This window comes from Nocardiopsis valliformis DSM 45023, assembly GCF_000340985.1.
GTDB lineage: Bacteria > Actinomycetota > Actinomycetes > Streptosporangiales > Streptosporangiaceae > Nocardiopsis > Nocardiopsis exhalans.
The window spans coordinates 122,646-148,705 of record NZ_ANAZ01000010.1 but is presented as its reverse complement, the minus strand read 5'-3'; the positions used below and the strand labels follow the sequence as shown (position 1 = coordinate 148,705).

The following is a 26,060-nucleotide window of genomic DNA, read 5'->3' as shown; positions in this document are numbered from 1 at the left end:
AGCCCCCACCGAACCCTGCCCCCCGAATCCCCCGTTGTTCACCATCCCCACTTCCCCTGAAGGAACCGCGAATGAAGCGCTTCGACTGGCGCGACGAGATCCACCGCCTGGACGCCGAGGCGGACTGCGTGCGGATCATGCAGATCCTCAACTCCCACGAGTTCCCGTGGGACATGGGCCGGGCTCTGGGCATCGCGCTGTACCGCACCTACGCCGTCCCCTCCATCGGCGAGCTGCTGGGCAAGACCGACCAGTTCACCGGCAAGACCCAGAAGCGCTACGACGACACCGCGCTCATCCTGGGCAACATGATCCGGCACGGCTTCGATCCGGGTAAGGGCCGCGACTCCCTGCGCCGGATGAACCAGATGCACCGGTCCTACGACATCAGCAACGACGACTACCGGTACGTGCTCAGCACCTTCGTGGTCATGCCGGTGCGCTGGCTCAACGACTACGGCTACGGCTGGCGCAAGCTGAGCGACCACGAGATCGGCGCGATCACGCACTACTACCGCAAGCTCGGCAAGTACATGGGGATCAAGGACATCCCCGAGACCTACGAGGGCTTCCGCGATCTGCTCGACAACTACGAGCGCGACCACTTCGCCTACACCGAGGGCGGCCGCAAGGTCTCCGACTCCACCCTCGACCTCATGGTGACGTTCTACCCGCCGCGCGTGGCCGGTCTGGCCCGCAAGTTCTCGATGGCGATCCTGGACGAGTCGCTGATCACGACCTTCCGGTACGACCCGCCGAGCAAGGCGATGCGCAAGTCCGCGGACATCGCGCTGAAGCTGCGCGCCAAGGTCGTGCGGCGGATGAAGCCGCGCGAGGAGCCGCTGTGGGCGGACATGAACCCGAACATCCGCAGCTACCCCAAGGGGTACGACGTGGATCAGCTCGGCACGTTCCCGGCGACCTGCCCGGTCCAGCACAACGTGGACCCGGTGGCCCACGAGGACCTGTACGGCAAGGAGGGCGACCGCCCCGCCGAGGCCGCCGCGGAGTCCTGCCCCGCAGACGCTGGGTCCGCTGAGGCAGGGTCGGCCGAGGCGGCTCCGGCCGGGTCCTGCCCCGCGGGCACTGGGGCTGCTGACGCCGGGCCTGCTGAGACCATCAAGAACCCCGTGGACGAGCGCGCGTGACCACGACCAACCGGGCCCCGTCCGAGGACGGGGCCCCTCGTATGACCGGCTCCGAAGCGCGACCCCGGCCGCTCCCCCGTTCGGTGCACGCCTGGTACGGCACCGGCGCGGTGGCCCTCGGGGTCTTCAACACGGTCCCCGGCCTGCTGCTCCTGATCTACCTGACCGACACCCTGGCGGTGAGCCCCGCCCTGGCCGGTGCGGTGATCTTCCTCCCCAAGTTGATCGACCTTCTGGTCAGTCCGTATATCGGTATCTGGTCCGATAGGACGCGGTCCTCCTGGGGTCCCCGGCGCCCCTGGATGCTGGCCGGGGCGCTCACCCTCCCCCTGCTCTTCGCGGCGATGTTCGCCGGTCCACCGCTCCAGGGCGCGGGCGCCGCCGCCTACGTGGCGGCGCTGTTCGTGCTGGCCGCGCTGGCCTCATCCATGTTCGTCGTGCCCTACACGGCGATGCCGGGCGAGATCACCTCCGACTACCACGAGCGCTCCACCTTCAACACCTGGCGGACCGCCTTCGCGGGCCTGGCCCTGCTGCTGGGCGGAGCGCTGGCCCCGGTCATCCAGAACGTCCCCGAGGACCCGGTGACGGGCTACCGCCTTATGGGGCTGTTCATGGGCGCGGTGCTGGTGCTGTCCATGCTGGGGACGGTGGTCGGCACCCGGCGGGCACCGCGCCCGGTCTTCCGACCGCGATCCGAAGGGCTGCTCGCCCAGCTGCGGGTGGCCTTCGCCCACCGGCACTTCCGGGTCCTGTTCCCAGCCAACCTCCTGATGGCGGTGGCCAGCGGCACCATGGTGGCGGGCGTGCCGTACGTGACGGCCAACATCATGGGCGAGCCCGCGTACACGAGCATCCTGATGGTGTGCGTGCTGGTCCCGCTGATGGCGGCGGCCCCACTGTGGAAGCGGCTCTCGCTGCGGGTGGACAAGAAGCGCGCGGCCGCTTGCTCCGCTGTGGTCTTCGCGCTCGGCGGCCTGGGGCTGCTGCTCATCCCGCTGTGGGGTGTGCCCGGCGCGGTGTTCTCGTCGGTGCTGGTGGGCGTGGGCCTGTCCGGGACCATGATGCTGCCCGCCTCCATGCTGGCGGACTGCATGGCCGCCGAGGACGGCTCCGGCCGCCGCCAGGGCGGGGTGCTGTCGGGCGTGTGGACATCGGGCGAGGCGATGGCCCAGGCCGTGGGCACCGGCCTGTTGTCGCTCTCCCTGGCCCTGAGCGGCTACGTGGAGTCCGGCGCGGGCGAGGTCGTCCAGCAGAGCGGGACGGCGCTGCGCGGCATGCTGATCGGGAGCACCCTGCTGCCCGCCGCGGTGATGATGTGCTGCCTGATGCCGCTGATGTTCTACCGGCTCCGGGACCCGGGAGCGGATTCGAGGAAGTGAGCTGAGGTGAGTTCGGGGCGGGGCCGTGGCGAGGGCCCCGCCCTCCTGCTCAGCCCCGGCCCGGACCGTGGATGCGCAGGAAGGCGTCCACCCCGGAGCGGACCACCGCGAGCCGCTCCTGGTCGGGCAGCGGGAGCGCCCCGAAGAAGGTCAGGCCGTTGGCCGGACTGCGCACCAGTGCCACGTAGTGCCCGGCGGCGGTCTCCTCGGCGCCCGGGCCGATCTCCAGCAGCCCTCGGTCGGCCAGGGTGCGCAGGTGCGCGGCCAAATCCTTGAGGACCAGCTCGGAACCGTTGTCCGACCACGCCCGTGCCGCGTCGGGGAAGTGCGCGGCCTCCCCGATCAGCAGCCGGACCAGGGCCGCGTGGTCGGCGCGACGGCCCTTCCGGGACAGCCACTCGTCCCCGAACCCCACCAGCGCCTCGCGGGCGTCCCTCGCGTCCCCGAAGTGACGGGCGGCGATCGCGGCGTGGTCGGCGGCCCCGACGACGACCCCAGCACCGCACAAGATCGACGGTCCGCTGCTCAAGCTCGCCGCCGTCCTACTGGTCGGCGCGATGTTCGTCCGCGGTCTGGGGCTGGGCGCGGCGATGCTGCCGATGCTGGCCACCGCCTACCGACGGCTGCCCTCGGACCAGGTGCCCAGGGCCAGCAGTGCCCTGAACGTCACCTAGCGGCTCGGCGCCGCCATCGGCACCGCCGCCCTGGCCCTGCTGCTGTCCTCCCTGCTGGCCGGGAACGCGCAACCCGAGACCGCCTTCCAGGCCACCTTCTGTTGGATGACCGGCCTGACCGCCGCGGCGATGGTCCCCGCGATGTTCCTGCCGAGCACCCGCCCCGACCTCACCTAGCGGCCGAGGCGGCGCCACAGGGTTCGGGGCAGTATGCGCATCCCGGCGAAGACCGGCTGGAGGATGCGCGGGGCCCAGACCGTGGTGGCGCTGCCGCGCAGGCCCTTGGAGACCGCCTCGGCCACCTGGCCGGGGGTGGCCGGGAACGGGGCCGGGTCCACGTGCCGGGACATCTGGGTGGCGACGTAGCCCGGTCGGACCACCAGGACCCGGGCCCCGCTGCCGTGCAGGGAGTCGGCCAGGCCCTGGGCGAACCCGTCCAGCCCGGCCTTGGCCGAGCCGTACACGAAGTTGGCCCGGCGCACCCGGACCCCGGCCACCGACGACAGCACCACCAGGGCCCCGTGGCCCTGCTCGCGCAGGCGGGCGGCAACTGCCAGGCCCACGGACACGTGCCCGGTGTAGTTCACGGCGGCCGCGCGGGCGGCGGCGAGCGGGTCGGCCTCGTACTCGGCCTGCTCACCCAGCACCCCGAAGGCGTCCACCACCACGTCCAGGTCGCCGACCAGCTCCACTGCGGCGGCCACCGTGGCGGCGTGGGTCTCGGAGGCCTCGGCGTCGAAGTCCAGCGAGTGGGTAGTCGCACCGAGCGCCTTGAACACGCTCGGGGTGTCGCCCACCCCGCCCCGGGCGGCGAGCACCACATCGCGGGCGCCCTCACGCACCAGCCGTTCGGCGACGGCCAGGCCGATCTCGCTGCGTCCGCCGAGCAGCAGGACGGTTCGCACGCTTCCCAGCGAGTCACGCATGGCGGGATCCTTAGGGGTTGGAGGTGTCCGGGACAGAGTCAGCGGGGGTCAGGCGAGTTCGAGGCGGCGGGCGAGGTCGGAGATCAGCACGCCGTCGGGGTCCACACGTGCGCGCGTGGCCCGCCAGGCATCGAGTCCGGGGTACATGGCGTGCACGGTCTCGGGCCTGGCCCGGCTGTCCTTGGCCAGGTAGAGGCGACCGCCCGCCTCGATCACACGCTCGTCGAACCCGTTCAGCAACCGCGCCAGGCCGGGCAGGTCAGCGGGCAGGTCCAGGGCGAGGGTCCAGCCCGGGCGCGGGAAGGACAGCGGCCCCGGGGTGGGCTCGCCCATCCGTTTGAGCACGGCCAGGAACGACGGCGCATCCGCCCGGGAGAGCCCCTCCACCACCGCCCGCAGGGTGTCCTCCGCGCCGAAGGGCACCACGAACTGGTACTGCACGAACCCGCTGCGCCCGTACACCCGGTTCCAGCCGGACACCGCGTCCAGCGGGTGGAAAAAACCGCCGATCGGCTGGGCCTGCCCGCGCCTGCGGTGCGGAGCGGCGTTGTAGTAGGCGGTGTTGAACGCGCCCACCGTGTACCGGTTGAACAGCCCCAGCGGCACTCCGGGCGGGACCGTCATCGAGGTTCCGGTCCGGTGCCGCAGGGGGTCGCGGCGCTGCGGTAGGGGCAGGTCGGTGAGCTGGGCGTGGTGGGCGCGGGTCAATACCCCGCGGCCCAGGGAGGAGCCCTTGGCGAGCAGGTCCACCCAGCAGACCGTGTACCGGTAGGCGTGGTCTGTGCGCGCCATGAGCTCCAGGGTGGAGTCCAGATCGCGGGTGCGGTCGGTGTCCACGCGGGCGTAGGCGGTCTCCACCGGGTGCACGCCGACGGTGGCCTCGGTGATGACACCGGTCAGGCCCATCCCGCCGACGGTCGCCCAGAAGAGTTCGGTGTCGCCGTGGTCCGGGCCGAGCCGGTGCGTCCGGCCGTCGGGGGTGATCAGGGTCAGGGAGCGCACGTGGGCGCCGATGGAGGAGTCCGCGTGGTGGTTCTTGCCGTGCACGTCCGCGGCGATCGCCCCGCCCAGGGTGACGTGGCTGGTCCCGGGGGTGACGGAGAGGAAGTGTCCGCGGCGCAGCAGGTGCGCGATGATCCGTTCCACGCTGGTCCCGGCGGGCGCGGTGACCTCCTGGCGTTCGGTGTCCAGGCGGGGCTGTCCGGTGAGTTCGGTGCAGTCGAGCACGAGCCCGCCCGCGGCCTGGGCGGCGTCGCCGTAGGAGCGACCCAGCCCTCGGGCGAGGGCCCCGCGCGGTCCGGCCTGGGCCAGTGCCTCGGCGACCTGTTCGGCGGAGCGCGGATGCGTGACGTGGGCGACGGTGGGGGCGGTGCGGCCCCAACCGCTGAGGAGGGTGCGGCGGCTCACAGGTAGATCCCCAGTCCGACCAGGAGGACGAGGGCGAGGAGGACGAGCTGGAGCGGGCGGTCCCGCAACGCGATCTCCTCGGGTTCCTCGCCCGCGCCCCGGTCCACGAGCAGGTTGTAGCGGAGGACGAACATGATGAACGGAACGATACTGGCCGCGTGGAACACCGACTGCGGACCGCCGCCCTGCTCCAGCGCCCACAGGCAGTAGGTGACGACCATGGCGCCGGAGGCCATGACGCGCATCTGCGAAAGGTAGCCGACGGTGTACCCGTGCAGGGCCGCGCGAGTACGGCAGGCGGAGTGTTCGGCGGGGGTCTCGGGCCCGGCAGGGCCCTCCGGCCTGGCGGTCCGGAGCTCGGCCTCGCGTTTGCCGACCACCACCAGCAGGGCGGCCAGTGCGACCACGATGACGAACCACGAGGTCAGCTCCACCCCCGCCGCGTACCCGCCCGCCATCGCCCGGAGCATGTGGCAGGAGGCCACGGCGACCAGGTCGCAGATGACGACGTCCTTGAGGTAGTGCGTGTACGCCAGGGTGAGCAACACGTACCCGGTGAACAGCAGGGTCAGCCGCCAGTTACCCAGGGCCAGCGAGGCCAGCGGGGCGGCGAGCACGAACAGCACGCCCGTGACCGCCGCGAAGGGGATCGGAAGGTCTCCCGAGGCGACGGGCCGACGTCGTTTGCGGGGGTGCTCGCGGTCGCGGTGCACGTCGCGGACGTCGTTGAGCAGGTAGGTGCCACTGGCAGCTACGCAGAACAGCGCGAAGGCGGCGGCGCACAGCAGCAAGGTGTGGGGGTCCCCGAACGCCCCGGCGGTGGCAGGGGCGGCGAACACCAGCAGGTTCTTCAGCCACTGGCGGGGGCGGCAGGCCCGCACCAGCGCGTGGCTCAGTTCCCCGGCCCGGAGGAGGAAATGCAGCGGTCCCGCGGTGGCACTCCGCCCGGACCCGTTCTCGGTCTCGTTGGCGGGGCTCGTGATCGGGGTCATGCGCGCCCCCTCCGTGTGTGCCCTGGTTCGTGTCCGTGTGTGCGGACGGACCGCCCGTGGGGGTGTCGGGCGGCCCGGCCGGGGTGGGTTTCGGGGTCGGGGGTGGATGGGGGAAGGTGCGGGGAAGGCGCTTCGCGTGCGCGGAGATCGGTCCGCGAACAGCGGGCGAAGGCCTCGGTGGTGGTTCTAGTTGTGGTGCTCGGGACGGCGACCGGTGACCAGCAGGACGACCGCGATACCGATGAGCCCGACACCCACGATCAGCGCTCCGATCGGCAGGGTGGTTTGCAGCAGCGGCAGGACCGCGCGAGCCTGCGCGGTGTTCTCGATGGCGGCGGCGCGGGTGGCGTCGTCGAACTTGAGTTCACCGCTGAGCAGGGTCAGGACCTCCTCGCCGTCAACGACGACGGCACGGTGGTGCTCCTCGCTGATGTTGATGGGAGAACCGCTGACCGGCTCGACCCAGTAGGTCCGGACGATCGAGAACATCTCGTCGCCGACCACGTCGCCCTCGCCCTCGAGTCCGGCGACCTCGCGCGGGAGCTCGCGCTCGTCGATCGCGGTCGGCTCGACGGTCTGGACGAACTTGTAGGCCTCGACGCCCTCGATCTCCTCGACGCCCTCGAACTCCATGGGGACGTTCTCCTGGACGGTGGTCTCGAAGAAGTCGTAGTCACGCTGTTCCGTGAAGAAGGGGAACTTCCAGCCCTGCCCGGTCTGGGTGACGGACTGGTCGTTGATCATGGCGTCGCAGCAGTCGACGAGCTCCCCGGTGACCCGGTCGTGTCCGGCCCGGCGGTTGGTGGAGCTGATGCCAAAGTCGGTGTCAGCGTCCTTGATCCAGGTGAACTGGTCCCACACCACCACGTCGTCGCTGCTGGAGGCCACGTCGGCCCGGATGGTCGAGTGCGCTTCCACGTCGGCGTCCTCGACGAGCTCGACGTCCTCGATGTTGAAGTAGGTGACCTCTCCGACGTTGACGGTGGGGTTGTAGTAGTCGAGCGGAGTCTTCATCAGGGAACTGGACACCCACGTACGCATCATGGGTGCCAGGGCGAGACAGAAGACCCCCAACGCGATGAGAACAACCGCAACGGTACGGCGCATGTGCCCTCCTGGGCGGATGAGAGTCAGATCTGGAACTAGGTTCAGTTCCGGGTAGAGTACTGCCCAGTAGTGAACGACGTCACCTGGGCGTGTCTGAATTTTTATAACACGTTCTAGTAGAACGCGTTTCGGTTCCCTCCTGTTCTGGAAGGCCCCATGGCGCCCACTCCCGCCGCGTCCGAGGACCCCGCCTCGGCCAGCACCCGAACACCCGTCGTCGACCCCACGCGCCTGCTTCCGCAGGTGAGCGGACGACACCACGCCCTCGACGGGATCCGCGCCCTGGCCTGCCTCATGGTCCTGGTGGTCCACGTGTCTACCGAGACCGGCGACGCCCTCGCCCCCGGACCGGTCGGCGCCCTGCTCAGCGCCTCCGCCCTGGCGGTACCGCTGTTCTTCGCACTATCGGGTGTGCTGCTGTACCGGCCCTGGGCGCGGGCCGCGCTGGACGGCACCCGGGGGCCGGACACCCGCGCCTACCTGTGGCGCCGCGTCATGCGCGTCTTCCCCGCCTACTGGGTCGTGGCCGTCGCCGCCCTGCTGCTGTACGCGGGCGAGCACCTGACCTCGGTCCGGCACTGGGCGGAGGTCCTCACCCTGACGTTCCCGTTCAACACCAGCCCGCACTGGGCCGGTCCGGGCCCCGAGGGCCTCGGGCAGATGTGGAGTCTGTCGGTCGAAGTCGCCTTCTACCTCACGCTCCCGCTGTTCGCGGTCTTCCTCAGCCTGTGGGCCAAGGGCGGGAAGACGGTGGACGCGCGCGGCCGGAGGATCATCGGCGGGCTGGTGGTGATCACGGCGCTGTCCTACCTGGCGCTGGTCCCCCAGTACTATCCGGAGCCCCGCGAACTCATGCACTCGTGGCTGCCGCGTTGCATGGGCATGTTCGCGGTCGGGATGGCGCTGGCCACCCTCTCCGAGTGGGCCTGGCGGGAGAGCGGCCCCGACGGCCCGGTCCGCCGGTTCTGCCGCACCATCGGCACCTCACCGGGACTGTGCTGGCTGGTCGCCGCCGCGTTCTACGTCCTGGAGGCCACGCCCGCCGCTGGCGGGCGGTTCTTCGAACCCGGCAACCTGTGGGTGTCCGTCATCGAGGCGACCACGAGCATCGGTTTCGCGTTCTTCGTCGTCGCCCCCGTTGCTCTGGCCCCGCCCGCCCCGGACGGCCCGCGCCGCCGCCTGCGCTCCGTCGACACCTGGACCGACGGCGCCTGGCTAGACGGGCTGATGCGGCACCCCGTGATGGTGTACTTCGCGCCGATCAGCTACGGCGTGTTCCTGTGGCAGTTCATCGTCCTGTACCTGTGGCGCGACTTCACCGGACAGGAGATCTTCACCGGATCGTTCTGGCTGGACGTCATCCCGGTGATCATCGGCAGCGTGCTGCTGGGCAAACTGACCTACCACCTGGTGGAGGAACCGAGCCGGAAGTGGTCGCGGAAGTTCTTCAGCACCAAGAAACGCTGAGGGCTGGGGGCGGCGGGAAGCGAGTGCTTCCCGCCGCCCCCGGCCCGGGGCTCAGCCTTCTTCGGCCGCTTCGCTGTCCTCGTCCTCCGGTTCCTCGGACTCGGCGCTCTCCTCGGCCTCTTCGTCCTCCTCCGCGACCTGGTCAGCCGGGAACAGGTGACCGAGCGAGGCCCAGGTGACACACGTCTTCTCGGCGTCGGTGAACAGGGTGAACTTGCTGTCCCTCTCACTGACCGGCACGTACCAGAACCCGCCGTCGGGAGCCGCGGGGAGCTCGGTCTCGATCTCCACCTCACCGACCACCAGCAGCAGGTTGGCGTCCTCCTCCGAGGTGTAGCCGATCGTCGCGACCTGCTCGATCCCGCCGACCTCCCACACGCTCCAGGACATCAGGCCGTCCCAGCTCTTCATGCAGTCCTCGTCCTCCGAGGGGCGGAAGGCGTTAGCCCAGGCGGTCGGCGCCGCCTCCACGAGATGTCCCTCCTCGTCGAAGACGTACGCGCTGTCGGACTCCTCCGGCGAGTACATCCGCGCGGCGACGTCGCGGTCGGCCAGCGGGGACAGGACGTAGGAGCTGAGTCTGCGGGGCCCGTTCCAGTCCAGGACAATGTCGTCGGGGACCGCCCGGCTGTACAGGCCCGCGCTCCTGGGCACGTCCTCCAGGGACTCCCGGACGTTGGCCAGGTACTCGCGCTGCCGATCCCCACTGAGGGTCTGGGCGTAGGTGTAGGTGGAGTAGGACGCCGAACCCGCGTAGACCAGCGTGACGGCGATCGCGACCACCCACACGCTCCGGGACGGCAGCAGGAGTTGCATCCGGCCGCGGCGGCGCTCCTCCCCCGCGTTGCCCACCCACTCACGTGCGCGCTCCTCCCGGGTCGCGAGGAAAGCCAGGGCCAGGACCAGGGCGAACACCACCGCAGCGTCGGCGACGTAGCGGGGGTCCGAACCGACCTCGCCGTAAACGCTGCCCCGGGCGATGATGGTGGGGACGACGTCCGCGAACACCAGGTAGCCGAACAGGATCGCCCAGGCCCGCCAGGCCGCGCGTCGCACCCGCAGGCTGGTGACCACGATCGCGACGAGTGCGATCCACGCGCCGATCAGCACGTATCCGAGGGGATCCACAAGACCGCCGGCCGGGGTGACCGGGCCCCACTGGAAGGGTCCGCCGAGGGCGACGGTGGGGAACACCTCGCCGATCATCCGCCGCACCAGCTGCCCGGCCACCTCGGACACCGGCACCGAGGCGCCCTCCCCGGTGGTGGAGGCGTTCTGCCTGGACAGGTAGAGGAAGAGATAGCCCGCACTAAACCCGACCAGCGCCAGCCAGAAGGCCCGGTGCCGCCAGAAGGCGTACCGCACCGCCGAGAGCAGCCCGCCCGGGTACAGGAAGGCGACCGCGACCGCGAGCAACAGCGGCGGCAGGAACACGGCCTTGACCGAGAACAGCATCCCGAACACGACCGCGCCCCCCGCCCACCAGGCGAAGAGAGAATTGTCAGTGCGCAGGTAGCGCACGGTCCACAACAGCGCCAGGACGATCGCCAACTGGAAGGGCACCGCGTTGAGCGCGGCCGACCACCAGCCCAGGACCGGGATGGTCAGCGGGGCCAGCGCGTACACCGTCAACGGCACGAGCAGGGCCCAGCGGCGGCCGAACAATTCCCATACCAACCGGAAGAAGGCCAGGATCGCGGCGCCCTGGAGAATGAGCATCGTGCCCGCGGCGGACATCCAGTGGTAGGGGCCGAAGGCCGTCTGGACGTACACCAGGAACAGGGCGCCGGGCATGAAGTGCCCCTTGTGCAGTTCCAGCAGGTACTCGGGGGAGAGGTCGCCCGCGTTCGCGGCGGCGAAGAAGAGGAAGTCGTCCTCAACGAAGTACGACTGGCTCAGCACGTAGACCTTGAGCAGGAGCGCGCCGAGCACGACCAGGAGCCCAACCTGGAAGATCCGGTCCCGCCACAGCCCGCGCATCGAAGCAAGGGAGGCCCCCAGCACGTCACCGTAGGTGGGGTCCTGGTCGTCCAGCTCTTCGACCGCCCGTCGTACGCTGGGAGCCGCCCCGCCGTCCGCGTCTCGCGCAGTGGGGGAATCAGGCGACATGGGTACTCTCCCCGCCGTAGGTTGGCCAACCCGGAAAATGGGTGCCAGAATACAACACGTTCCACTTTATTCCTCGACCGTTGCCGCAGGTCCTGATGGCCAGCGCACCCAGAACAGGAACAAGCTCCAGTCAGAGCTGTTCGGAGTGGTGAGCAACGGGTGGTCACAAGCATTGTGGGGGTGATGTCGGTGGGGCTCGAACAAGTCCGCCGCGACTGGACCCGACTGGGTTCCACCGAGCCGCTGTGGGCGGTCTGCGTGGATCCGGCCAAGCGTGACGGCGGGTGGGACGACGACGAGTTCCTGGCTTCCGGCCGCTCGGACATCGCCCCGGCCATCGCCCGCCTGGACGAGCTCGGCCTCGCGCCCCGGCGCGGCCGCGTCCTGGACTTCGGCTGCGGCGCCGGGCGGCTCTCCAACGCCCTGGCCGCACACTTCGACCGGGTGGTGGGCGTGGACATCTCCGCGCCCATGCTGGAGGAGGCACGCCGCCTGGACCGCTCCGAGGGGCGGATCGACTTCGTCCTGAACGAGCGCCCGGACCTGTCGATGTTCGACACCGACTCCTTCGACCTGGTCTACACCGACCTCGTCCTCCAGCACCTGCCCACCAACCTCGCCGAGGGCTACCTGCGTGAGTTCGCCCGCGTCGTGCGACCCGGCGGCGCCCTGGTGGTCGGCGTGCCCGAGTCCGAGCGGCGGACCTTCAAGGGTCTGGTGTTCAAGTACGCGCCCTGGCCCCTGGTCGCCCTCGCCCAGCGGGTGATCCTGCGCTACCCGGCACCGATGCGGATGCACACCCTGCGCACCGAGCGCGTCGCCGAGCTCCTCCCCGAGGCCCGGATCACCGCCTCCGACGAGTACTGGGGCGGCGACCACTGGCGGCACCTGCGGCACTACATCGAGGTGCGGGCATGACCTCTGCCGAGACCCGACCAGACGGGACCGTGCCGTTCCGGGCGACCCTCGCCCGCTCCGTGGGGCTGTTCTCGGCCTTCCGCAAGGAACAGACCGACCCGGCGTTCTTCTACGGCGAGCTGGCCCGCGACACCGTCGACCAGCTGCGCTCCTACACGCCCCTGGACGGAAAACTGGTCGTGGACGTGGGCGGCGGTCCGGGCTACTTCGCCGACGCCCTGCGCGCCTCTGGAGCCCGCTGCCTCTGCGTGGACTCGGACGCGCACGAGATGACCCTGCACGGCCGCGAGGCCGACGCCAACGCCGTCCAGGGCAGCGCCCTCGACCTCCCCCTGCGCACCGGGACCGTGGACGTGTGCTTCTCCTCCAATGTCCTGGAGCACGTGCCCGACCGGACCCGCATGGCCGACGAGATGGTCCGGGTGACCCGCCAGGGCGGGCTCGTCTACCTCTCCTACACCCTCTGGCTCTCCCCGTGGGGCGGCCACGAGACCTCTCCCTGGCACTACCTGGGCGGTACCTACGCAGCCGAGCGGTTCACCCGCAAGAACGGGCGCCGACCCAAGAACGACTTCGGCCGCACCATGTACGCCGCCCACGCCAAGGAAATGATCCGCTGGGTCCGCGCACAGACCGACGTCGACGTCGTCGACCTGCGGCCCCGCTACCTGCCCACCTGGATGAAGCCCATCGTCCACGTGCCCCTGCTGCGCGAGATCGTCACCTGGAACCTCCTGATCGTCCTCCGCAAACGCTGACCGACCATGTCTGCGTCAAGCACTCACCCCCAGGTGCCCGCCGACGCCGGACGGGCCACCCACCTCCACCTGGTCCGGATCCCGGGCTCCGCCGCGCACCCGAATCCGCCCCACCCCGTTCCCGGCAAGGTCGTCGTCTCCTGGGAAGGTGACACCCTGCGCAGAGCTCTGTCTCTTCTGCGCGGCTTTCCGCCGGGCCAGGCCCGGCGGTGCTTCCTTCCCCGCTACGCCCTCCGGGCCCTGGCCAACGAACGGGCACTGTTCGAGGTGGTCCTCTGCTACCGCTGCCAGCGGCTCCTGATCAGGGACGGCGACAGCACCACCGGTTTCGACTTCGACAGCGAGCACCCCGCCGCCGTGGAACTGCGCGCGATGATGCTGAAGGCCGACTCGGGCAGCAAAGCCGAAAGCTGAGCACTGCCCACCTGCGGTGGCCAACTCACGAATCCGTGTGCCCACCACCCCCTTTCGTTCTACGGTTGCCGCATGGCCGCATCTGAGTACGTCCCCACCCCCACCGAAGTGATCGCGGCGTGGATCCCCCACGACGCCCGCTGGGAACAACAGGCCCGGGCAGCGGCCCGCCTCGGCATCACTCCCCTCCGCCAGTACGTGACCGGCCTCATCGCCGACTACCACGACGGCGACCAAGAGCTGACCGACGAGTTCGACCGCCAGTCCATCGACGCCGTCGTACAGGACCTCAACGAGGGAGCCGGGATGCGCTTCGTCCGCTGGGACACGGTCCACGAAGCGATGCTCGTCCCCGACCGCTCCGGCCTCTGGTAGCCGCCTCTGGTACCCCCGGGCCAGGCCTCCGGACCCGTCACCGCGCGGTGCGCGACCCTACGGACGTCGCCTTCATCTGGGACACTCAGACACCGTGAACCGTGACTTCCCCTCCTGGCTTGTGCCCCTCTCCCGCTCGTTGTGGTGGGCGCTCCGTGTCCTGGCCGTGCTCGCCCTGGGGCTGCTGCTCTGGTGGCACGTGTATCCCGGCATCGCCGTGGGACTCCCGGCCCTGTTCGCCGTGGCGCTGCACCTGCTGCGCGGCCCGGGGGACCCGCCGAAGCGCAGGCTGCACCCGCACGCCGCCCTGGTGGTGGTCGGCGACCTGCTCACCGTCGCGGTCCTGTTCGGCTCGGCCCTGCTCCTGCTCCGGGGGCAGTCCCGGCTGACCCTCGTGGTGCTGGTGATCGTCCTGCTCTGCGCGGTGTCCCTGCGTTGGGGTCTACCTGCCGGCCCGGGTGGAGAGGGCAGCGCGGAGAACGCCCGGGAACCGGGCCCCCGGGTAACGCGCTCCCCCGTCGTGGTCCTTTCGGTCTGCCTTCTCGTACTGGTGGTGACCACGACCGCGCTCTCCGCCCTGGACACCCGACCGCTTCGGGAGACCGTGGCCTGTTCCTGGCTGCGCACCGACCAGGGTGCCGCTGACTGGTGGGAGGGAAACCCTTCGCCCCCGGTCCCGCACGACTTCCCCCTCGACCCGGGGTCGGACCAGTGGGCCCTGGCCCCGGAGGTCGAGCCGTACCACGAGAACTCGGTCAGCCGGGAGGCCCGTCTGGTCGGGGGCTCCGAGAAGGTCCTCACCCTCGCCACCCACCGGGGGGTCCTCGCCCTGGACACCCGGGACGGCGACCCGCTCTGGCACCTGGACACCGACTACCTGCGCAAATCCACCGTCCCCGGGGACAGGAACGCCTACTCCTCCGAACGGGTCCACCATGCGGGATCGACCGTCCTCGTCGAGTACGGGGCCGGGTCCTCGCAGGGCCCGCGGTTCGTGGCCGCCTTCGACGAACTCACCGGTGAGCGCCTGTGGTGCGATTCCGGCTCCCGCTCCCCGGTCACCTCGACGTACGCCCCCGACCGCTACGCGGCCCTCACCTCCCGGGGAGAGACCGCCCTGTTCGACAGCGCGGACGGCTCTGTCGTCGCAGTGCTGTCCGAGGGTGCCTGGGACTCCTGGCCCCTGCTGGACGACGAGCAGCGGTCCGCGGTCAGCAGACGGAACCGGGGGGACGCCGAGGCGGGTTTCGAGTTCACCGAGGACCGCTTCCTGATCTGGAACGGGACCCGGTTGAGCGCCTACGACCTCGGGAGCGGACGCGAACTGTTCACCGTGGCGGACGAGGTCCCGGAACCGACCCATGAGGTGACGACCCCCGCCCGGAGGGAGCCCGCTGTCCGTCCCCGGAGGATCGACGGGGTGGTCACCGCCGACGGAATCACGGTGGTCTCCTTCCAGGGCGATCACATCGGGCGTCCGGCCTCGGCCCGCCAGGACCGGGAGTACGACGCGGAGGGCTACCTCACCGCCTACGACAGCACCGGCCAGCAGCTGTGGAGCTCCTCCGGCGACGGCGTGGTCGAGGAGGGCGGGCCGCTGTACGGATCCTCCCTGAACAGCTGTCCCCAAGGCGGTGGCAAGGTCTTCGACGGGCACTTCCTGGCCCTCGGCAAGAACCGGAACGCCCAGGCCGTCCACGCGGTGGACCTGCGGGCCGGCACCGTGCTCTGGAGCCACCGCGGCGACAACGACCATGTGTCCTGTTCTTTCGGTAGCGGCGCCATCGTCCTCGGCCATCACTTGCGTACGTCGGTGACGGCCATCAGCACCTCCGGGGTGATCATCGACCCCGAGGCCGAGCCCGCAACGCTGGTGCCCCTGCCTGGAGGCCTGGTCCTGGTGACGGGGGCCTGGTACAGCCAGGAACTGACCCTGACCTACGTCCCCATCTCCGCCCCTGAGGCCGCCTGATCCCCGGGGCCGGCTTTCCGTCGGGCCCGCCCGCTAGCCTCCCTCTTCCGGTCGGGGCCGGGGGACCACGCCTCCCTCTCTGCGGTCCAGCAGGGAGAGGGCACGGCGTGGCGATCTGGCGTGTCTGCGCATTCCGGCGAACGGGCACTCGTCCCGTTCCAGGCCGATGCCGAAGTCCTGGGAGGAGGTGAGCTGGTCCAGTTCCTCCCAGGTCACCGGGGTGGCCACTGGGGCGCCGGGTTTGGCTCGGACCGAGTAGGGCGCGACAGCGAGTTGGGCAGGGCCGTTGCGCAGGTAGTCCACGAACATTCGGCCGTGGCGGGCGGCCTTGCGCACGCGGGTGGTCCACTCGTCGGGGGCGCGGGCGGCCACCCGGTCGGCGACGGCCTTGGCGAGCCTTCGCACGTCCTGGTCGTCCACCTCCGGTCGGAGCGGCGAGTGGATGTGCAGGCCGCGGGAGCCGGTGGTCATCACGTACGCGGCCAGGCCGAGCTCGCCCAGGACCTCGCGTACGTTCCAGGCAGCGTCACGGCAGGAGTCGAAGGAGTCCTCCCCCGAGTCCACCGGGTCCAGGTCCAGCACCATCCGGTCCGGCAGCCCCAGGCGCGGGGTGCGCGAGGACCAGGTGTGCAGGGTGATGGCGTCCTGATCAGCGCACCACACCAAGGCGGCCGCCTCCTGGCACTCCATCATCCGTCCCGAGGAGGTCCACACCGTGCGGATCCACTTGGGGTGCGACGGGTGCTGGACCAGGAACCCCGGGGAGCCGATGCCCTCCACGTAACGCTCCAGCGCCACCGGACGCCCCCGGACCAGCGGCAGCATCAGAGGCGCGATCCTCGCGTAGTAGTCGGCCAGATCGGCCTTGGTCGCCCCACCGGGCCCAAAGAGGGACTTGTCGGCGTGTCTGACCTCCACCTTGCGCCGCCCCGCCCGCACCGTCGTCCGCATCAACCGAACCTCCTCCGGTCTGGGTCTTCGTGCGCCGGATCTACCCGGACGCACCCCCCGAAAACCACACCGAACCTTTCATATAGGGCAAACCACCTGCCCTGATGCCCCACGGGCTGTCCCCGGGCACCCACCCGCACGCCCTACGCGTAGCCCCTGGAATCCTTCGCGGTCACCGACGTGGAGCGGGAGAGCGAACTCCTCGTCGACCTGGTGGCCCCGCTCCAGATCAGCGACGACGAGCACACCGAAAAGCCAACGCCCGACCGGAGTCTCCTCCGGTCGGGCGTTGGCTTGGAACTCGCGAAGCGCTCGTAACTACTTGCGCTTGTTGATCTCCTCGGTCAGCTGCGGGGCGACCGTGTGCAGGTCACCCACGACACCGAAGTCGGCGAGCTCGAAGATCGGCGCCTCGGGGTCCTTGTTGACCGCGACGATGTTCTTCGAGGTCTGCATACCCGCCCGGTGCTGGATCGCGCCGGAGATGCCCAGGGCGATGTACAGGTTCGGGCTGACCGTCTTACCGGTCTGACCGACCTGGAACTGGTTCGGGTACCAGCCGGAGTCGACGACGGCGCGCGAGGCACCGACGGCGGCACCGAGGGAGTCGGCCAGGTTCTCGACGACGGCGAAGTCGTCGGAGCCCACGCCGCGACCACCGGAGACCACGATGGCGGCCTCGGTGAGCTCGGGGCGCTCGCCCTTCTCCTGGACGACGCGCTCGACGACCTTGGCGGTCTTGGCGGCGTCGGAGATCTCGACCGAAACGGCCTCCTCGGCGGCGGCGCCGGCGGCGGCCTCCGGGACGACGGAGTTCGGGCGGACCGCGATGACCGGCACACCGGTGCGCACGCGGGCGTGGGTGACGGTGGCGCCACCGAAGATGCTGTGCTCGGTGACGAGCTCGGCGTTGACGTCGACGACGTCGGTGAGCACACCGGAACCCAGCTTCACGGCGGTGCGGCCGGCGATCTCCTTGTTCTCGGCGGTGGCCGAGACGAGGATGGCGGCGGCGCCCTTCTCCTGGGCGAGCTTGGTGAGCAGCTCGGCCTTGGGGGCGACGACGTAGTCGTTCACCTCCGCCGGAGCCACGTAGACCTTCTCGGCGCCGAACTCGGCCAGTGCGGCCTTGCCCGACTCCACACCTTCGCCGACCCACACCGCGGCGGGCTCGCCGATGCGGCGCGCAGCGGTCAGCAGCTCGGTGGTGACCTTCTTGACCTGTCCGTCGACGTGGTCGACGAGGACGAGGACCTCAGCCATAATCCTTGAACCTTCCTGAGTCTCTCGCCTGACCTACACGAACTTCTTCTCGGCGAGGAAGTCGGCGGCCTTGGTACCGCCGTCGCCCTCGTCCTTGACGATCGTGCCCGCGGCGCGCGGCGGCGCGGCGGCGAAGTCGACGGTCTCGGTGGTGGCGTTGGCCAGACCGACCTTGCCGGTGTCGATGCCCGCGTCAGCGGCGGACTTCTTGTCGACCGGCTTCTTCTTCGCCTGCATGATCAGCTTGAAGGACGGGTAGCGGGGCTCGTTGATCTTCTCCACGACGGAGACGACCGCCGGGAGCTGAGCCTCAACCACGTCGTAGCCGTAGTCGGTCTGACGCTGGATCTTGATGGCGCTGCCGTCGACGTCGACCTTGCCGGCCAGCGTGAGCTGGGGCAGGCCGAGGTACTCGGCGAGCGCGGCACCGAGGACACCGGTGCGGGCGTCGGTGGACTCCGAGCCGAGGACGACCAGGTCGAACTCGAGCGTACCCAGGGCCTGCGCGAGCGCGTAGGCGGACTGGACCGCGTCGGAGCCGTGCAGCGCGTCGTCGTTGACGAAGACGGCCTTGTCGGCACCCATGGACAAGGCCTTGCGGATCGAGTCCGTGGCCTGGTCCGGGCCCATCGTCAGGATGGTGACCTCGCCGCCGTGCTTCTCCTTGAGAAGGAGCGCCTCTTCGATGGCGTACTCGCAGAGCTCGTTGATGACGCCGTCGGACGCTGCGCGGTCCAGCGTCTTGTCATCGGCGTTGAGCTTCCGTTCGGTCGCCGTGTCCGGGACCTGCTTGACCAAAACGACAATATTCATGGCCGGTGGCCGACCTCCCTGCACTCCCATAGCCGCCGTCAGGCGGGTGGGCGCTGGCGCGCCCCGTTACTGCCAACAATGCCGAATGCCGTTCGGCCATCCGACGGCGGGTCCGGTGTACACGTCTACAGCCGCCCCGCTCATGTGCTAATAACACTTATGTTACTCGCAAGTAGCTTGAAGGCCAACCCGCGCCCCCACATTCAACTTAGGAAACCCTAACCAAAACGTGCTCGGCGGCCGTCGCCGGGCCGCCGCTACGGCGACAACCAGGCACTACCGGCCGTCGACCGGCCGGGGCGCGGTGCCCCCGCCTCCCACTTTAGTGACAGGACACACGCCGTTCGCTGGCGCACCGCCCCCAAACGCCGAACGCTCCCCCTCCCAGCGGGAGAAGGAGCGTCCGCGCAGCTCGCACCCGGTGGCCGAGTCCCTGCCTAGTTGTTGAGCCAGTCCGACGGACCGCCGGGCCCGCCCGTGGACCAGATCGGCGCCGAGGTGAGGCCGGTCGACAGGATCAGCATCATGAACAGGATGATGGCGATCACCACACCCGCGTACACGTACAGGTTGCTGAACTTGATCCGCTCCACCATCCAGACCGCCTGGTGACGAGCCTCACGCCCGCTGGGCATGATGTAGCTCAGCAGGATCATCACGAACACCGCGAAGGCAGCCGTGTAGTTGGCGCCCTCCCCCGGCGCGTCCACGATCGTCGCGTAGACCATCCCGATGAGGATGCCGCCCAGCAGGTAGATCAGTCCGAACCCGACCGTGCGCAGCACCATCCGCCCGAAGGCCCAGGGGAAGCTGAGCACCACCACCATGTTGTCGGAGCTCTTCGGGCCCCGTGTCTGAAGGCGTCGCGCGTGCTCGGACTTGACCACGTCCAGCGCGCTCAGACCGGCGATGACGACGATGCCGAGGAAGATACCGATCCACGGGAACCACAGGGCCACACCGGCCAGGGCGAGCATGATCGGGATGAGCACCAGCGGGTGCATCCGCCAGTACTCGTCGTAGTACTCGTCGTCCTCGTACTCGTCGTACTCGTCGCCGTGTCCGTCGCCGCGGAAGTAGTCGCCGAACTTGTCGGTGCTACCGCGCCTGAAGCGTCCGAGCAGGCCGCCGCGCTCCTGGTAGTCGTCCTCGTCGAACTCCTGCGTGTTGTTCGACCGGTTGTCCTGGCCGACCGGGGTCAGGATGTCCTGGAAGGCGTTCGGGTCCAGCGGGGAGTTGAAGAACTGGGTGTGCGCGGGGCCCTCCGGCTCGCCCTGGTCGCGCTGGTGGCGGCCGGTCTCGGCGGGTCCCATCATCATGGTCCCGGCCGGGTCCTGCCGGGCCAGGTCGCCCGGGTTGATCCGCTGGGTCCCCTGCACGTCGTCCTGGACGGGCTGGATCCGCTGAGTGCCCTGGGGGTCGTCGAGGTCGCTCGAGGAGCCGGGGGTGATCCGCTCGGTCCCGGCCATGTTGGACAGGTCGTCGGTGGCCTCGTCATCGTGGCCCCAACCGGTGGCGCGCCCGCCGCTCAGGTCATCGGTGGCCTCGTCGTCCTGACCCCAGCCGGTGGCCCGGCCACCGCCAGTGACGTTCACGCCGCCCGGGGCCCGGCCGTATCCGGTGGAACGCGCTCCGCTGAGGTCGTCCGTGGCGTCCTCATCGGCGGAGCCCCAACCGGTCGCTCGCCCGCCGCTCAGGTCGTCAGTGGCCTCGTCGTCCTGACCCCAGCCCGAACCCGTGCCGGTGGGCCGTCCGCCGCTCAGATCGTTCGTCGCCTCGTCGTCAGCCGAACCCCAGCCCGAACCCGTGCCGCTGGGCCGTCCGCCGCTCAGATCGTTCGTCGCCTCGTCGTCGACCGCACCCCAGCCACCGGACTGGGCGTGGCTGGTGTGCCCCCCGGACTGGGCGTGACTGGTTTGGGGAGCCGAAGGGCTGCCCCAGGCGCTCGAAGTGTTGGGGACGCCGCCACGCGTGTGCGCGGGACCCCAGCCTTCGGAGGCCCGGCCCGCGAGGTAGCCCCCCGCACCGCCGAGCACGGCGCCCGCGGAACCCGCCGCGGCGGCTCCTCCCCGGCCCGAGCCGCCGTGGCCGCCCGAGGCGGCGGGGCTCTGCGTCGGAGTGGGGGCCTGCATGGTGTGCTTGCCGGTCTCCCCGGTGGACGGCGGCGTGCCGGGTGTCTCGGTCCAGGGCAGGTCGAGGTTGAGGCGTCCGGTCTCGACCATCAGCTCCGCGGCGGTCGGACGGGCCGACATGTCCCGGGAGACAGCGCGGTTGACGAGCGGGCGCAGGGCCTCGTGCATCCCGTCCATGTCGATCTCGCCGTTGAGGATCCGGAAGAAGATGACCTCGAACGAACCCGCCCCGTAGGGCGGGCGCCCGGTCGAGGCGAAGGCGACGGTGCCGCCCCAGGCGTGCACGTCGGTGGCCGGGCCCAGGTCCGTGCCCTCGATGACCTCCGGGGACAGGTAGCTGGGCGTGCCGACGAACGTGCCGGTCTGGGTCAGCTTGGCGCCGTCCACGGCGTGCGCGATGCCGAAGTCGATGACGATCGGCTCGCCGTTGGAGATGATCACGTTGCCGGGCTTGAGGTCGCGGTGGATCACCTCTACCGCGTGGATGTCCTTGATCGCCCGGGCCATACCGGTGACGAAGCGGGTCAGAGCGCGGCCGCGCAGGGGTCCGTGGTCGGTGACGGTGGCGTCCAGGGTGGGCCCGGGGATGTACTCGGTGACCACCCAGGGCAGCTCGGCCTGGGTGTCCGCGTCGATGACCTCGGCCACGTTGGGGCTCTGCACACGGCGCATCGTCTCGACCTCGCGGGCGAGCCGGGCGCGTGCGATGTGGTCTCCGGCGACCTCGGGCTTGAGGACCTTCACCGCGACGAACTGTTCGGTCCGGGGGTCCTCGGCCTGGTACACCACGCCCATCCCACCGGCACCGATGCGACGACGGATCACGTAGTGGCCGATGCGCTCCGGCAGCTCTTCACCCGTGGGGAAACCTGCCGACATTGCCATCGAGAACTCATCCCCTCAAAAGACCACATACCACCACGTCCAGCTTATCGGCCGGGGGATGGGTCAACATTGGCTTGTGTGGCCCCTCCGAGGGGCCCGTGTGGTCTGTTCGGTCCCGCCGGAGAGAGTGGGCGCGACGCACGCCACCGGGGGCTCCGAGCGGACCGTCCGTTCTCGGACGACCAGTGTCGAGTATGACGGAAAAACCGCGCGAGCGGTTCCCCGCTCCTCGTCCTGGTTGGCCGGTTCCGGACGTCTTCCCAGTGTCCCGTATCACCACTTAACGCGACAAAAAGTCAAAGCGATGACAAAGGACAGCAAACCGCAACGGAAGAACGAGGCGGGGCGCCGGGGCGAACGCCCCGACACTACCCGCCTCGAACTGTGTGAACGGCCGTCACGAACCCCCTCGAGGACGCTGTGGGCCGACCGGCCTCAGCGGCCGTTGAAGGTGGCCTTGCCCGGTCCCTGCTCCACGAAGCTGCGCATCCCGGTCTTCTGGTCTTCGGTCGAGAACAGCCCGGAGAAGTGCAGGCGCTCAATCTCCAGACCTGTGTCCAGGTCGGTCTCCAGCCCGCGGTCGATGGCCTCCTTCGCGGCGGCCAGCGCCACGGCCGGGCCGTCGACGTACTTGGCGACCAGGGCGACGGCGGCCGAGTAGACCTCCTCGTCGGCCACGACCTCGTCCACGAGGCCGATCTCCCTGGCCTCGTCCGAACGCACGTGCCGGCCGCTGAACACCAGGTCCTTGGCCTTGGCCGGGCCCACCAGGCGCGGCAGGCGCTGGGTGCCGCCCGCACCCGGGATGACGCCCAGCTGAATCTCCGGCTGGCCGAGCTTGGCCTTGGTGCCCGCGACCCGAAAGTCCGCGCACAGCGCCAGCTCGCAGCCGCCGCCCAGCGCGTAGCCGCTGATCGCCGCGACCACCGGCTTGGGGATGCGGGCGACCGCCGTCAGGGCGTTCTGCAGCGCCCGCGAGTACTCCAGCATCTGCGCGTGGGTAAGGTCGGCCATCTCCTTGATGTCGGCCCCGGCCACGAACGCCCGCTCACCGCCGTAGAGCACCACCGCGCGCACGGCAGGGTCGGCGGAGGCGGCCGCGGCCGCCTCCGCGATCTCCTGGGTGACCTGGCCGTTCAGCGCGTTCAGCGCCTTGGGCCGGTCGATCCGGATGACGGCCACACCGGGGTTCTCCGGGTCGGCCTCGACGCGCACGAACTCGCCCACGTTGCACACCTTCTTCACTTCGACGTCAGTGTCAGTTGCTTACCTAATCACCCGGGTCAGCCGAACAGCAGCACCAGGGTCCCCAGCCGCGCGGACAGCGCGTAGGCGCCGACCAGCAGCAGGGCAGTGCCCACGAGCAGCAGGGTGTCGGCCCTGCGCCAGTGGCTGTACCGGGCGTGGGTACGCTTCCCGGTGCCGAAGGCGCGCGCGTCCATCGCCGTGGCCAGCAGGGTTCCGGTGCGGATGGAGCGCACCAGCAGCGCGAACAGCCGCCCGAAGAATAGCGAGACGATCCGGAACGGGTTGCGTCCGGCCTCCAGCCCGCGGGCCCGACGGGCGAGCGTGATGGTCCGCCACTGGTCGGCGAGCAGCGGGATCAGCCGCAGCGCCGCGAGGACGCCCATGGCGGGGCGTTCGGGCACCTTGAGCCGCTGCACGAGCCCGTCGGACATCTCCGTGGGGTCGCTGCTGACCGCCGCGAGCAGCCCGGGCAGGGCGATGGCCAGCAGGCGCACCGCGGCGCCCACCGCACCCTCCAGACCGTGCTCGCCGTACAGGTAGTTGACCGCTCCGCTGCTGAGCCCCATCAGCAGGAAGGGCCCGCCCAGCACGAGCAGGGTGCGCCGGTCCACGCCGCTGAACGGCACGGTCAACAGCACCACGAAGAGCACCACGCCGCCGGTGACGGCGTCCACCGCCGGGATCAGCCCGATCCCGATCGCCAGCGCGGCCAGCAGCTTGGCCGCCGGGTTCAGACCGGTCAGCCAGTAGCGGGCTCCCCCGTCCTCGGGCACGTCCAGGGTGAGCGTGTCCCCGCTCGTCCCGCGAGTGTCATGTGCCGCTCTCACGCCTTCCCCTCTCGTACCGCGTCGGAAGCGGCCTGCTTGCCCGAACCCTGACCGGACTGGACCGCCCGCCCGTCCGCCACCCGCACGCGTACGTCCGTCAGATGGCGCAGGAGCAGTTGGTCGTGGGTGGCCATGACCACGGCCCGGCCCTCGGCCCGCAGCGCGCCCAGCAGCTCCACCAGCTCCGTCCAGGTGCGGGTGTCCTGGCCGAAGGTCGGCTCGTCCAGGACCAGCATGTCCGGGGCGTGCGAGGGGCCCGAACTCAGCGCGGTGGCCACGGACAGACGCCGCTTCTCCCCGCCGGAGAGCGTGTACGGGTGCACGTCGGCCAGGCGGGTCAGCCGCAGCCGCTCCATCAGCTCGCCCACCCAGGCCTCGGTCGCGTGCTCGCCCATCCCCGCGCGCAACGGCGCGAAGCGGAGTTCGTCGCGGACGGTGGGGGTGACGAACTGGTCCTCCGCGTGTTGGAAGACCGTGCCCACGTGCCGGGCCAGGCGGCGGGCGGGCCAGCGCACGAGCGGGCGCCGGTCCGCCTCGGCCAGCGGTCCGCGCGGCAGCACCCGGCCCCGGTACGGCTTGCTCAGCCCGGCCAGCATGGTGAGCAGTGTGGACTTGCCCGCGCCGTTGGGACCGGTCAGGGCGGTGGCCGTCCCGGCGGCCGGCGCCACGTTCACGTCCTCGAGGACCACCCTGCGGGGCGCGGCCCGCACGCCCACCTGGAAGGGGGTACGCGCGGTGACGTCCACGGTCTCCACCAAGGGCGCCCCGCCGGGGGCGGGTCGGAGCCCGGGGTCGGGTTCGTTCCCGGGGATCCACACGCCCTGGTCGGCCAACGAACGGCCGTGCTCCGCGAACACCGCTCCCGGGGTGCCGTCGGCGATCACGCCGCCACCGGGCTCGACCACCACGACCCGGTCCACCAGCTCCACGACCTCGGCGACCCGGTGCTCGACCAGCACCAGCGTCGCCTCGGTCTCGGCGAGCAGCCGGGCGAGCAGCGCGCGGACCAGCTCGGCCCCGGCCGGGTCGAGGTTGGCGGTGGGCTCGTCCAGCAGCAGCAGGCGTGGCCGCATGGCCAGCGCCCCCGCGATGACCAGGCGCTGCTTCTCGCCGCCGGACAGGGCTCCGGTGGAGTGCCGGAGCCCGTAGGGGAAACCGACCTCGTCCAGGGACGCCTCGACCCGCGGCCAGATCAGCTCCGGGTCCACACCCAGGTTCTCCAGGCCGAAGGCGACGTCGTCCCCGGCCCGGGCCATCACGAGCTGGGTCTCGGGGTCCTGGCTGACCAGCCCGACCCCGCCCCGGCTCCGGTTCGCGGGCTCACCGTCCACTAGCAGCGAGCCCTCGTGATCGCCGCTGATGGCGGCGTCCTCACCGGTGAGCCCGGCCAGGGAGTGCAGCAGGGTGGACTTGCCCGCGCCCGAGGCGCCGAGCAGCAGCACCCGCTCCCCGGGTTCGATGGTCAGGTCCACCCCGCGCAGAGCGTGGGTGTCGCGGCCGGAGTGCTTCCAACCCCAGCCGGACAGCTCCACCCGCACTCCGCTCCCCGGGCTCGCGCTGCTCCCGCCGCGTGCGTTCGGTGCGGCCACGTGTCAGCCCTTGGCCGACGGGAAGGGGGCCAGTGCGCCGGACTTGGCCAGCGCGGTGGTGAGCAGGCGCGCGCCCACACCGGCGATGAGCGCGGCGCTGATCACCACGATCACCCCGTAGGTCAGCTGGTAGTGCAGCGGCCAGGTGACGTTGTAGACGATGTTGTCGCGCAGGGCCGGGGACAGACCGGCGACAGCGGCCGCGAGCACGGCCACGCCCATGTTCCAGCGCTTGTAGGCGAAGGCGAGGAAGACCAGCTCGGGCAGGATGCCCTGAAGGGCACCGTCCAGGATGACCTGCATGCCCCACTGGGTGCCCAGGACCGCGGAGACCGAGGCGGCCGCGATCGAGGTGAGCAGGGCGGCCCCGGGCTTGCGGATGATGAGGCCGCCGAGCACGCCCGAGATCAGCCACATGCCGTAGACGACGGCCTGCCCGGGCGGGAAGGCGACGAACAGCGGTGTGGTGACCGACCAGACGATGTTCCACAGCCAGAAGACGACGCCCACGGCGACGCCGATCACGGCGGCCACGACGATGTCTACGGTGCGCCAGCTCCGCAGTCCGGCCTGGACGCCCTGGACGAACCCGATCCGCTCGGTGCCGGTCTGTTCGGGGTCGGTCTCGCGACCGCTTTCGGTACTCATGCTGGTCAAGTCCCTTCGTCGGAGGTGACGAGGGCCCATGTGGCCAAGAGCGCCA

The 26,060-nt window shown here is 70.5% G+C and carries 23 protein-coding genes; 8 read left to right on the top strand and 15 right to left on the bottom strand.

Annotation, left to right across the window (positions count from 1 at the left end):
- Nucleotides 1-71 precede the first annotated feature (71 nt).
- Both D457_RS0111415 and D457_RS0111410 read left to right on the top strand, forming a co-directional pair.
- Entirely contained in the window at nt 72-1,148 is a 1,077-nt protein-coding gene (locus D457_RS0111415) for an oxygenase MpaB family protein (RefSeq protein ID WP_017580797.1), read from the top strand.
- 41 nt (nt 1,149-1,189) lie between these two features.
- On the top strand, nt 1,190-2,530 hold the full coding sequence (locus tag D457_RS0111410; protein ID WP_017580796.1) for an MFS transporter: 1,341 nt from the start codon (nt 1,190-1,192) through the stop codon (nt 2,528-2,530).
- Between the two features lie 49 nt (nt 2,531-2,579).
- Here the strand turns inward: D457_RS0111410 and D457_RS32365 are convergent, their stop codons facing one another.
- The 6 genes from D457_RS32365 to D457_RS0111380 all read right to left on the bottom strand — a co-directional run bounded on the left by D457_RS32365 (nt 2,580) and on the right by D457_RS0111380 (nt 7,636).
- The gene (locus D457_RS32365) at nt 2,580-3,059 is read right to left on the bottom strand and encodes a TetR/AcrR family transcriptional regulator C-terminal domain-containing protein (RefSeq protein ID WP_017580795.1); all 480 of its coding nucleotides are present in this window, start codon (nt 3,057-3,059) and stop codon (nt 2,580-2,582) included.
- A gap of 141 nt (nt 3,060-3,200) precedes the next feature.
- Complete coding sequence (locus tag D457_RS36995) at nt 3,201-3,362, bottom strand: hypothetical protein (RefSeq protein WP_017580793.1); 162 nt, start codon at nt 3,360-3,362, stop codon at nt 3,201-3,203.
- Nucleotides 3,363-3,377: 15 nt separating this feature from the next.
- A complete protein-coding gene (locus D457_RS0111395; RefSeq protein ID WP_017580792.1) occupies nt 3,378-4,130 on the bottom strand; it encodes an SDR family NAD(P)-dependent oxidoreductase in 753 nt (250 codons plus the stop codon).
- A 48-nt stretch (nt 4,131-4,178) separates the two neighbouring features.
- Complete coding sequence (locus D457_RS0111390) at nt 4,179-5,537, bottom strand: FAD-binding oxidoreductase (RefSeq protein ID WP_017580791.1); 1,359 nt, start codon at nt 5,535-5,537, stop codon at nt 4,179-4,181.
- Nucleotides 5,534-6,529 (bottom strand): decaprenyl-phosphate phosphoribosyltransferase, encoded by a 996-nt coding sequence (locus tag D457_RS0111385; RefSeq protein ID WP_017580790.1) that lies wholly within the window; start codon nt 6,527-6,529, stop codon nt 5,534-5,536. Before D457_RS0111385 ends, D457_RS0111390 begins: the two co-directional genes overlap by 4 nt.
- A gap of 186 nt (nt 6,530-6,715) precedes the next feature.
- A complete protein-coding gene (locus D457_RS0111380; RefSeq protein WP_017580789.1) occupies nt 6,716-7,636 on the bottom strand; it encodes a DUF3068 domain-containing protein in 921 nt (306 codons plus the stop codon).
- 156 nt (nt 7,637-7,792) lie between these two features.
- On the opposite strand from D457_RS0111380, the gene D457_RS0111375 reads away from it, so the two are divergent.
- The gene (locus tag D457_RS0111375; RefSeq protein ID WP_017580788.1) at nt 7,793-9,103 is read left to right on the top strand and encodes an acyltransferase family protein; all 1,311 of its coding nucleotides are present in this window, start codon (nt 7,793-7,795) and stop codon (nt 9,101-9,103) included.
- A gap of 51 nt (nt 9,104-9,154) precedes the next feature.
- Here the strand turns inward: D457_RS0111375 and D457_RS0111370 are convergent, their stop codons facing one another.
- On the bottom strand, nt 9,155-11,212 hold the full coding sequence (locus tag D457_RS0111370) for an ArnT family glycosyltransferase (protein ID WP_017580787.1): 2,058 nt from the start codon (nt 11,210-11,212) through the stop codon (nt 9,155-9,157).
- 159 nt (nt 11,213-11,371) lie between these two features.
- Between D457_RS0111370 and D457_RS0111365 the strand changes: the two genes are divergently transcribed.
- The 5 genes from D457_RS0111365 (at nt 11,372) to D457_RS32355 (ending at nt 15,649) form a co-directional block, all read left to right on the top strand.
- Complete coding sequence (locus tag D457_RS0111365; protein WP_338043048.1) at nt 11,372-12,130, top strand: class I SAM-dependent methyltransferase; 759 nt, start codon at nt 11,372-11,374, stop codon at nt 12,128-12,130.
- Nucleotides 12,127-12,888 carry a class I SAM-dependent methyltransferase gene (locus D457_RS0111360; RefSeq protein WP_017580785.1) on the top strand — a complete coding sequence of 254 codons (762 nt, stop codon included), beginning with the start codon at nt 12,127-12,129 and terminating at the stop codon, nt 12,886-12,888. The genes D457_RS0111365 and D457_RS0111360 overlap by 4 nt, the downstream gene beginning before the upstream one ends.
- Before the next feature lie 6 nt (nt 12,889-12,894).
- Nucleotides 12,895-13,302, top strand: a complete 408-nt coding sequence (locus tag D457_RS32360; RefSeq protein ID WP_152514216.1) for a hypothetical protein — start codon at nt 12,895-12,897, stop codon at nt 13,300-13,302.
- A gap of 72 nt (nt 13,303-13,374) precedes the next feature.
- On the top strand, nt 13,375-13,677 hold the full coding sequence (locus D457_RS0111350; RefSeq protein ID WP_017580783.1) for a hypothetical protein: 303 nt from the start codon (nt 13,375-13,377) through the stop codon (nt 13,675-13,677).
- Between the two features lie 94 nt (nt 13,678-13,771).
- Nucleotides 13,772-15,649 (top strand): outer membrane protein assembly factor BamB family protein, encoded by a 1,878-nt coding sequence (locus tag D457_RS32355; RefSeq protein WP_017580782.1) that lies wholly within the window; start codon nt 13,772-13,774, stop codon nt 15,647-15,649.
- A 33-nt stretch (nt 15,650-15,682) separates the two neighbouring features.
- Here the strand turns inward: D457_RS32355 and ligD are convergent, their stop codons facing one another.
- The 8 genes from ligD to D457_RS0111300 form a co-directional block, all read right to left on the bottom strand.
- Nucleotides 15,683-16,600: a non-homologous end-joining DNA ligase gene (ligD, locus tag D457_RS0111340; protein WP_017580781.1), complete on the bottom strand. Its 918-nt coding sequence runs from the start codon at nt 16,598-16,600 to the stop codon at nt 15,683-15,685.
- Between the two features lie 318 nt (nt 16,601-16,918).
- The gene (locus D457_RS0111330; RefSeq protein ID WP_017580779.1) at nt 16,919-17,863 is read right to left on the bottom strand and encodes an electron transfer flavoprotein subunit alpha/FixB family protein; all 945 of its coding nucleotides are present in this window, start codon (nt 17,861-17,863) and stop codon (nt 16,919-16,921) included.
- A 33-nt stretch (nt 17,864-17,896) separates the two neighbouring features.
- On the bottom strand, nt 17,897-18,676 hold the full coding sequence (locus tag D457_RS0111325; RefSeq protein ID WP_039831193.1) for an electron transfer flavoprotein subunit beta/FixA family protein: 780 nt from the start codon (nt 18,674-18,676) through the stop codon (nt 17,897-17,899).
- A gap of 437 nt (nt 18,677-19,113) precedes the next feature.
- On the bottom strand, nt 19,114-21,693 hold the full coding sequence (locus tag D457_RS32350) for a protein kinase domain-containing protein (protein WP_239646072.1): 2,580 nt from the start codon (nt 21,691-21,693) through the stop codon (nt 19,114-19,116).
- A 435-nt stretch (nt 21,694-22,128) separates the two neighbouring features.
- Complete coding sequence (locus D457_RS0111315) at nt 22,129-22,938, bottom strand: enoyl-CoA hydratase/isomerase family protein (protein ID WP_017580777.1); 810 nt, start codon at nt 22,936-22,938, stop codon at nt 22,129-22,131.
- 38 nt (nt 22,939-22,976) lie between these two features.
- Nucleotides 22,977-23,768: an energy-coupling factor transporter transmembrane component T family protein gene (locus tag D457_RS0111310; protein WP_017580776.1), complete on the bottom strand. Its 792-nt coding sequence runs from the start codon at nt 23,766-23,768 to the stop codon at nt 22,977-22,979.
- The gene (locus tag D457_RS32345) at nt 23,765-25,357 is read right to left on the bottom strand and encodes an ABC transporter ATP-binding protein (protein ID WP_051072917.1); all 1,593 of its coding nucleotides are present in this window, start codon (nt 25,355-25,357) and stop codon (nt 23,765-23,767) included. Before D457_RS32345 ends, D457_RS0111310 begins: the two co-directional genes overlap by 4 nt.
- 3 nt (nt 25,358-25,360) lie before the next feature.
- Nucleotides 25,361-26,005 (bottom strand): ECF transporter S component, encoded by a 645-nt coding sequence (locus tag D457_RS0111300; protein ID WP_026116547.1) that lies wholly within the window; start codon nt 26,003-26,005, stop codon nt 25,361-25,363.
- Between the last annotated feature and the right edge of the window lie 55 nt (nt 26,006-26,060).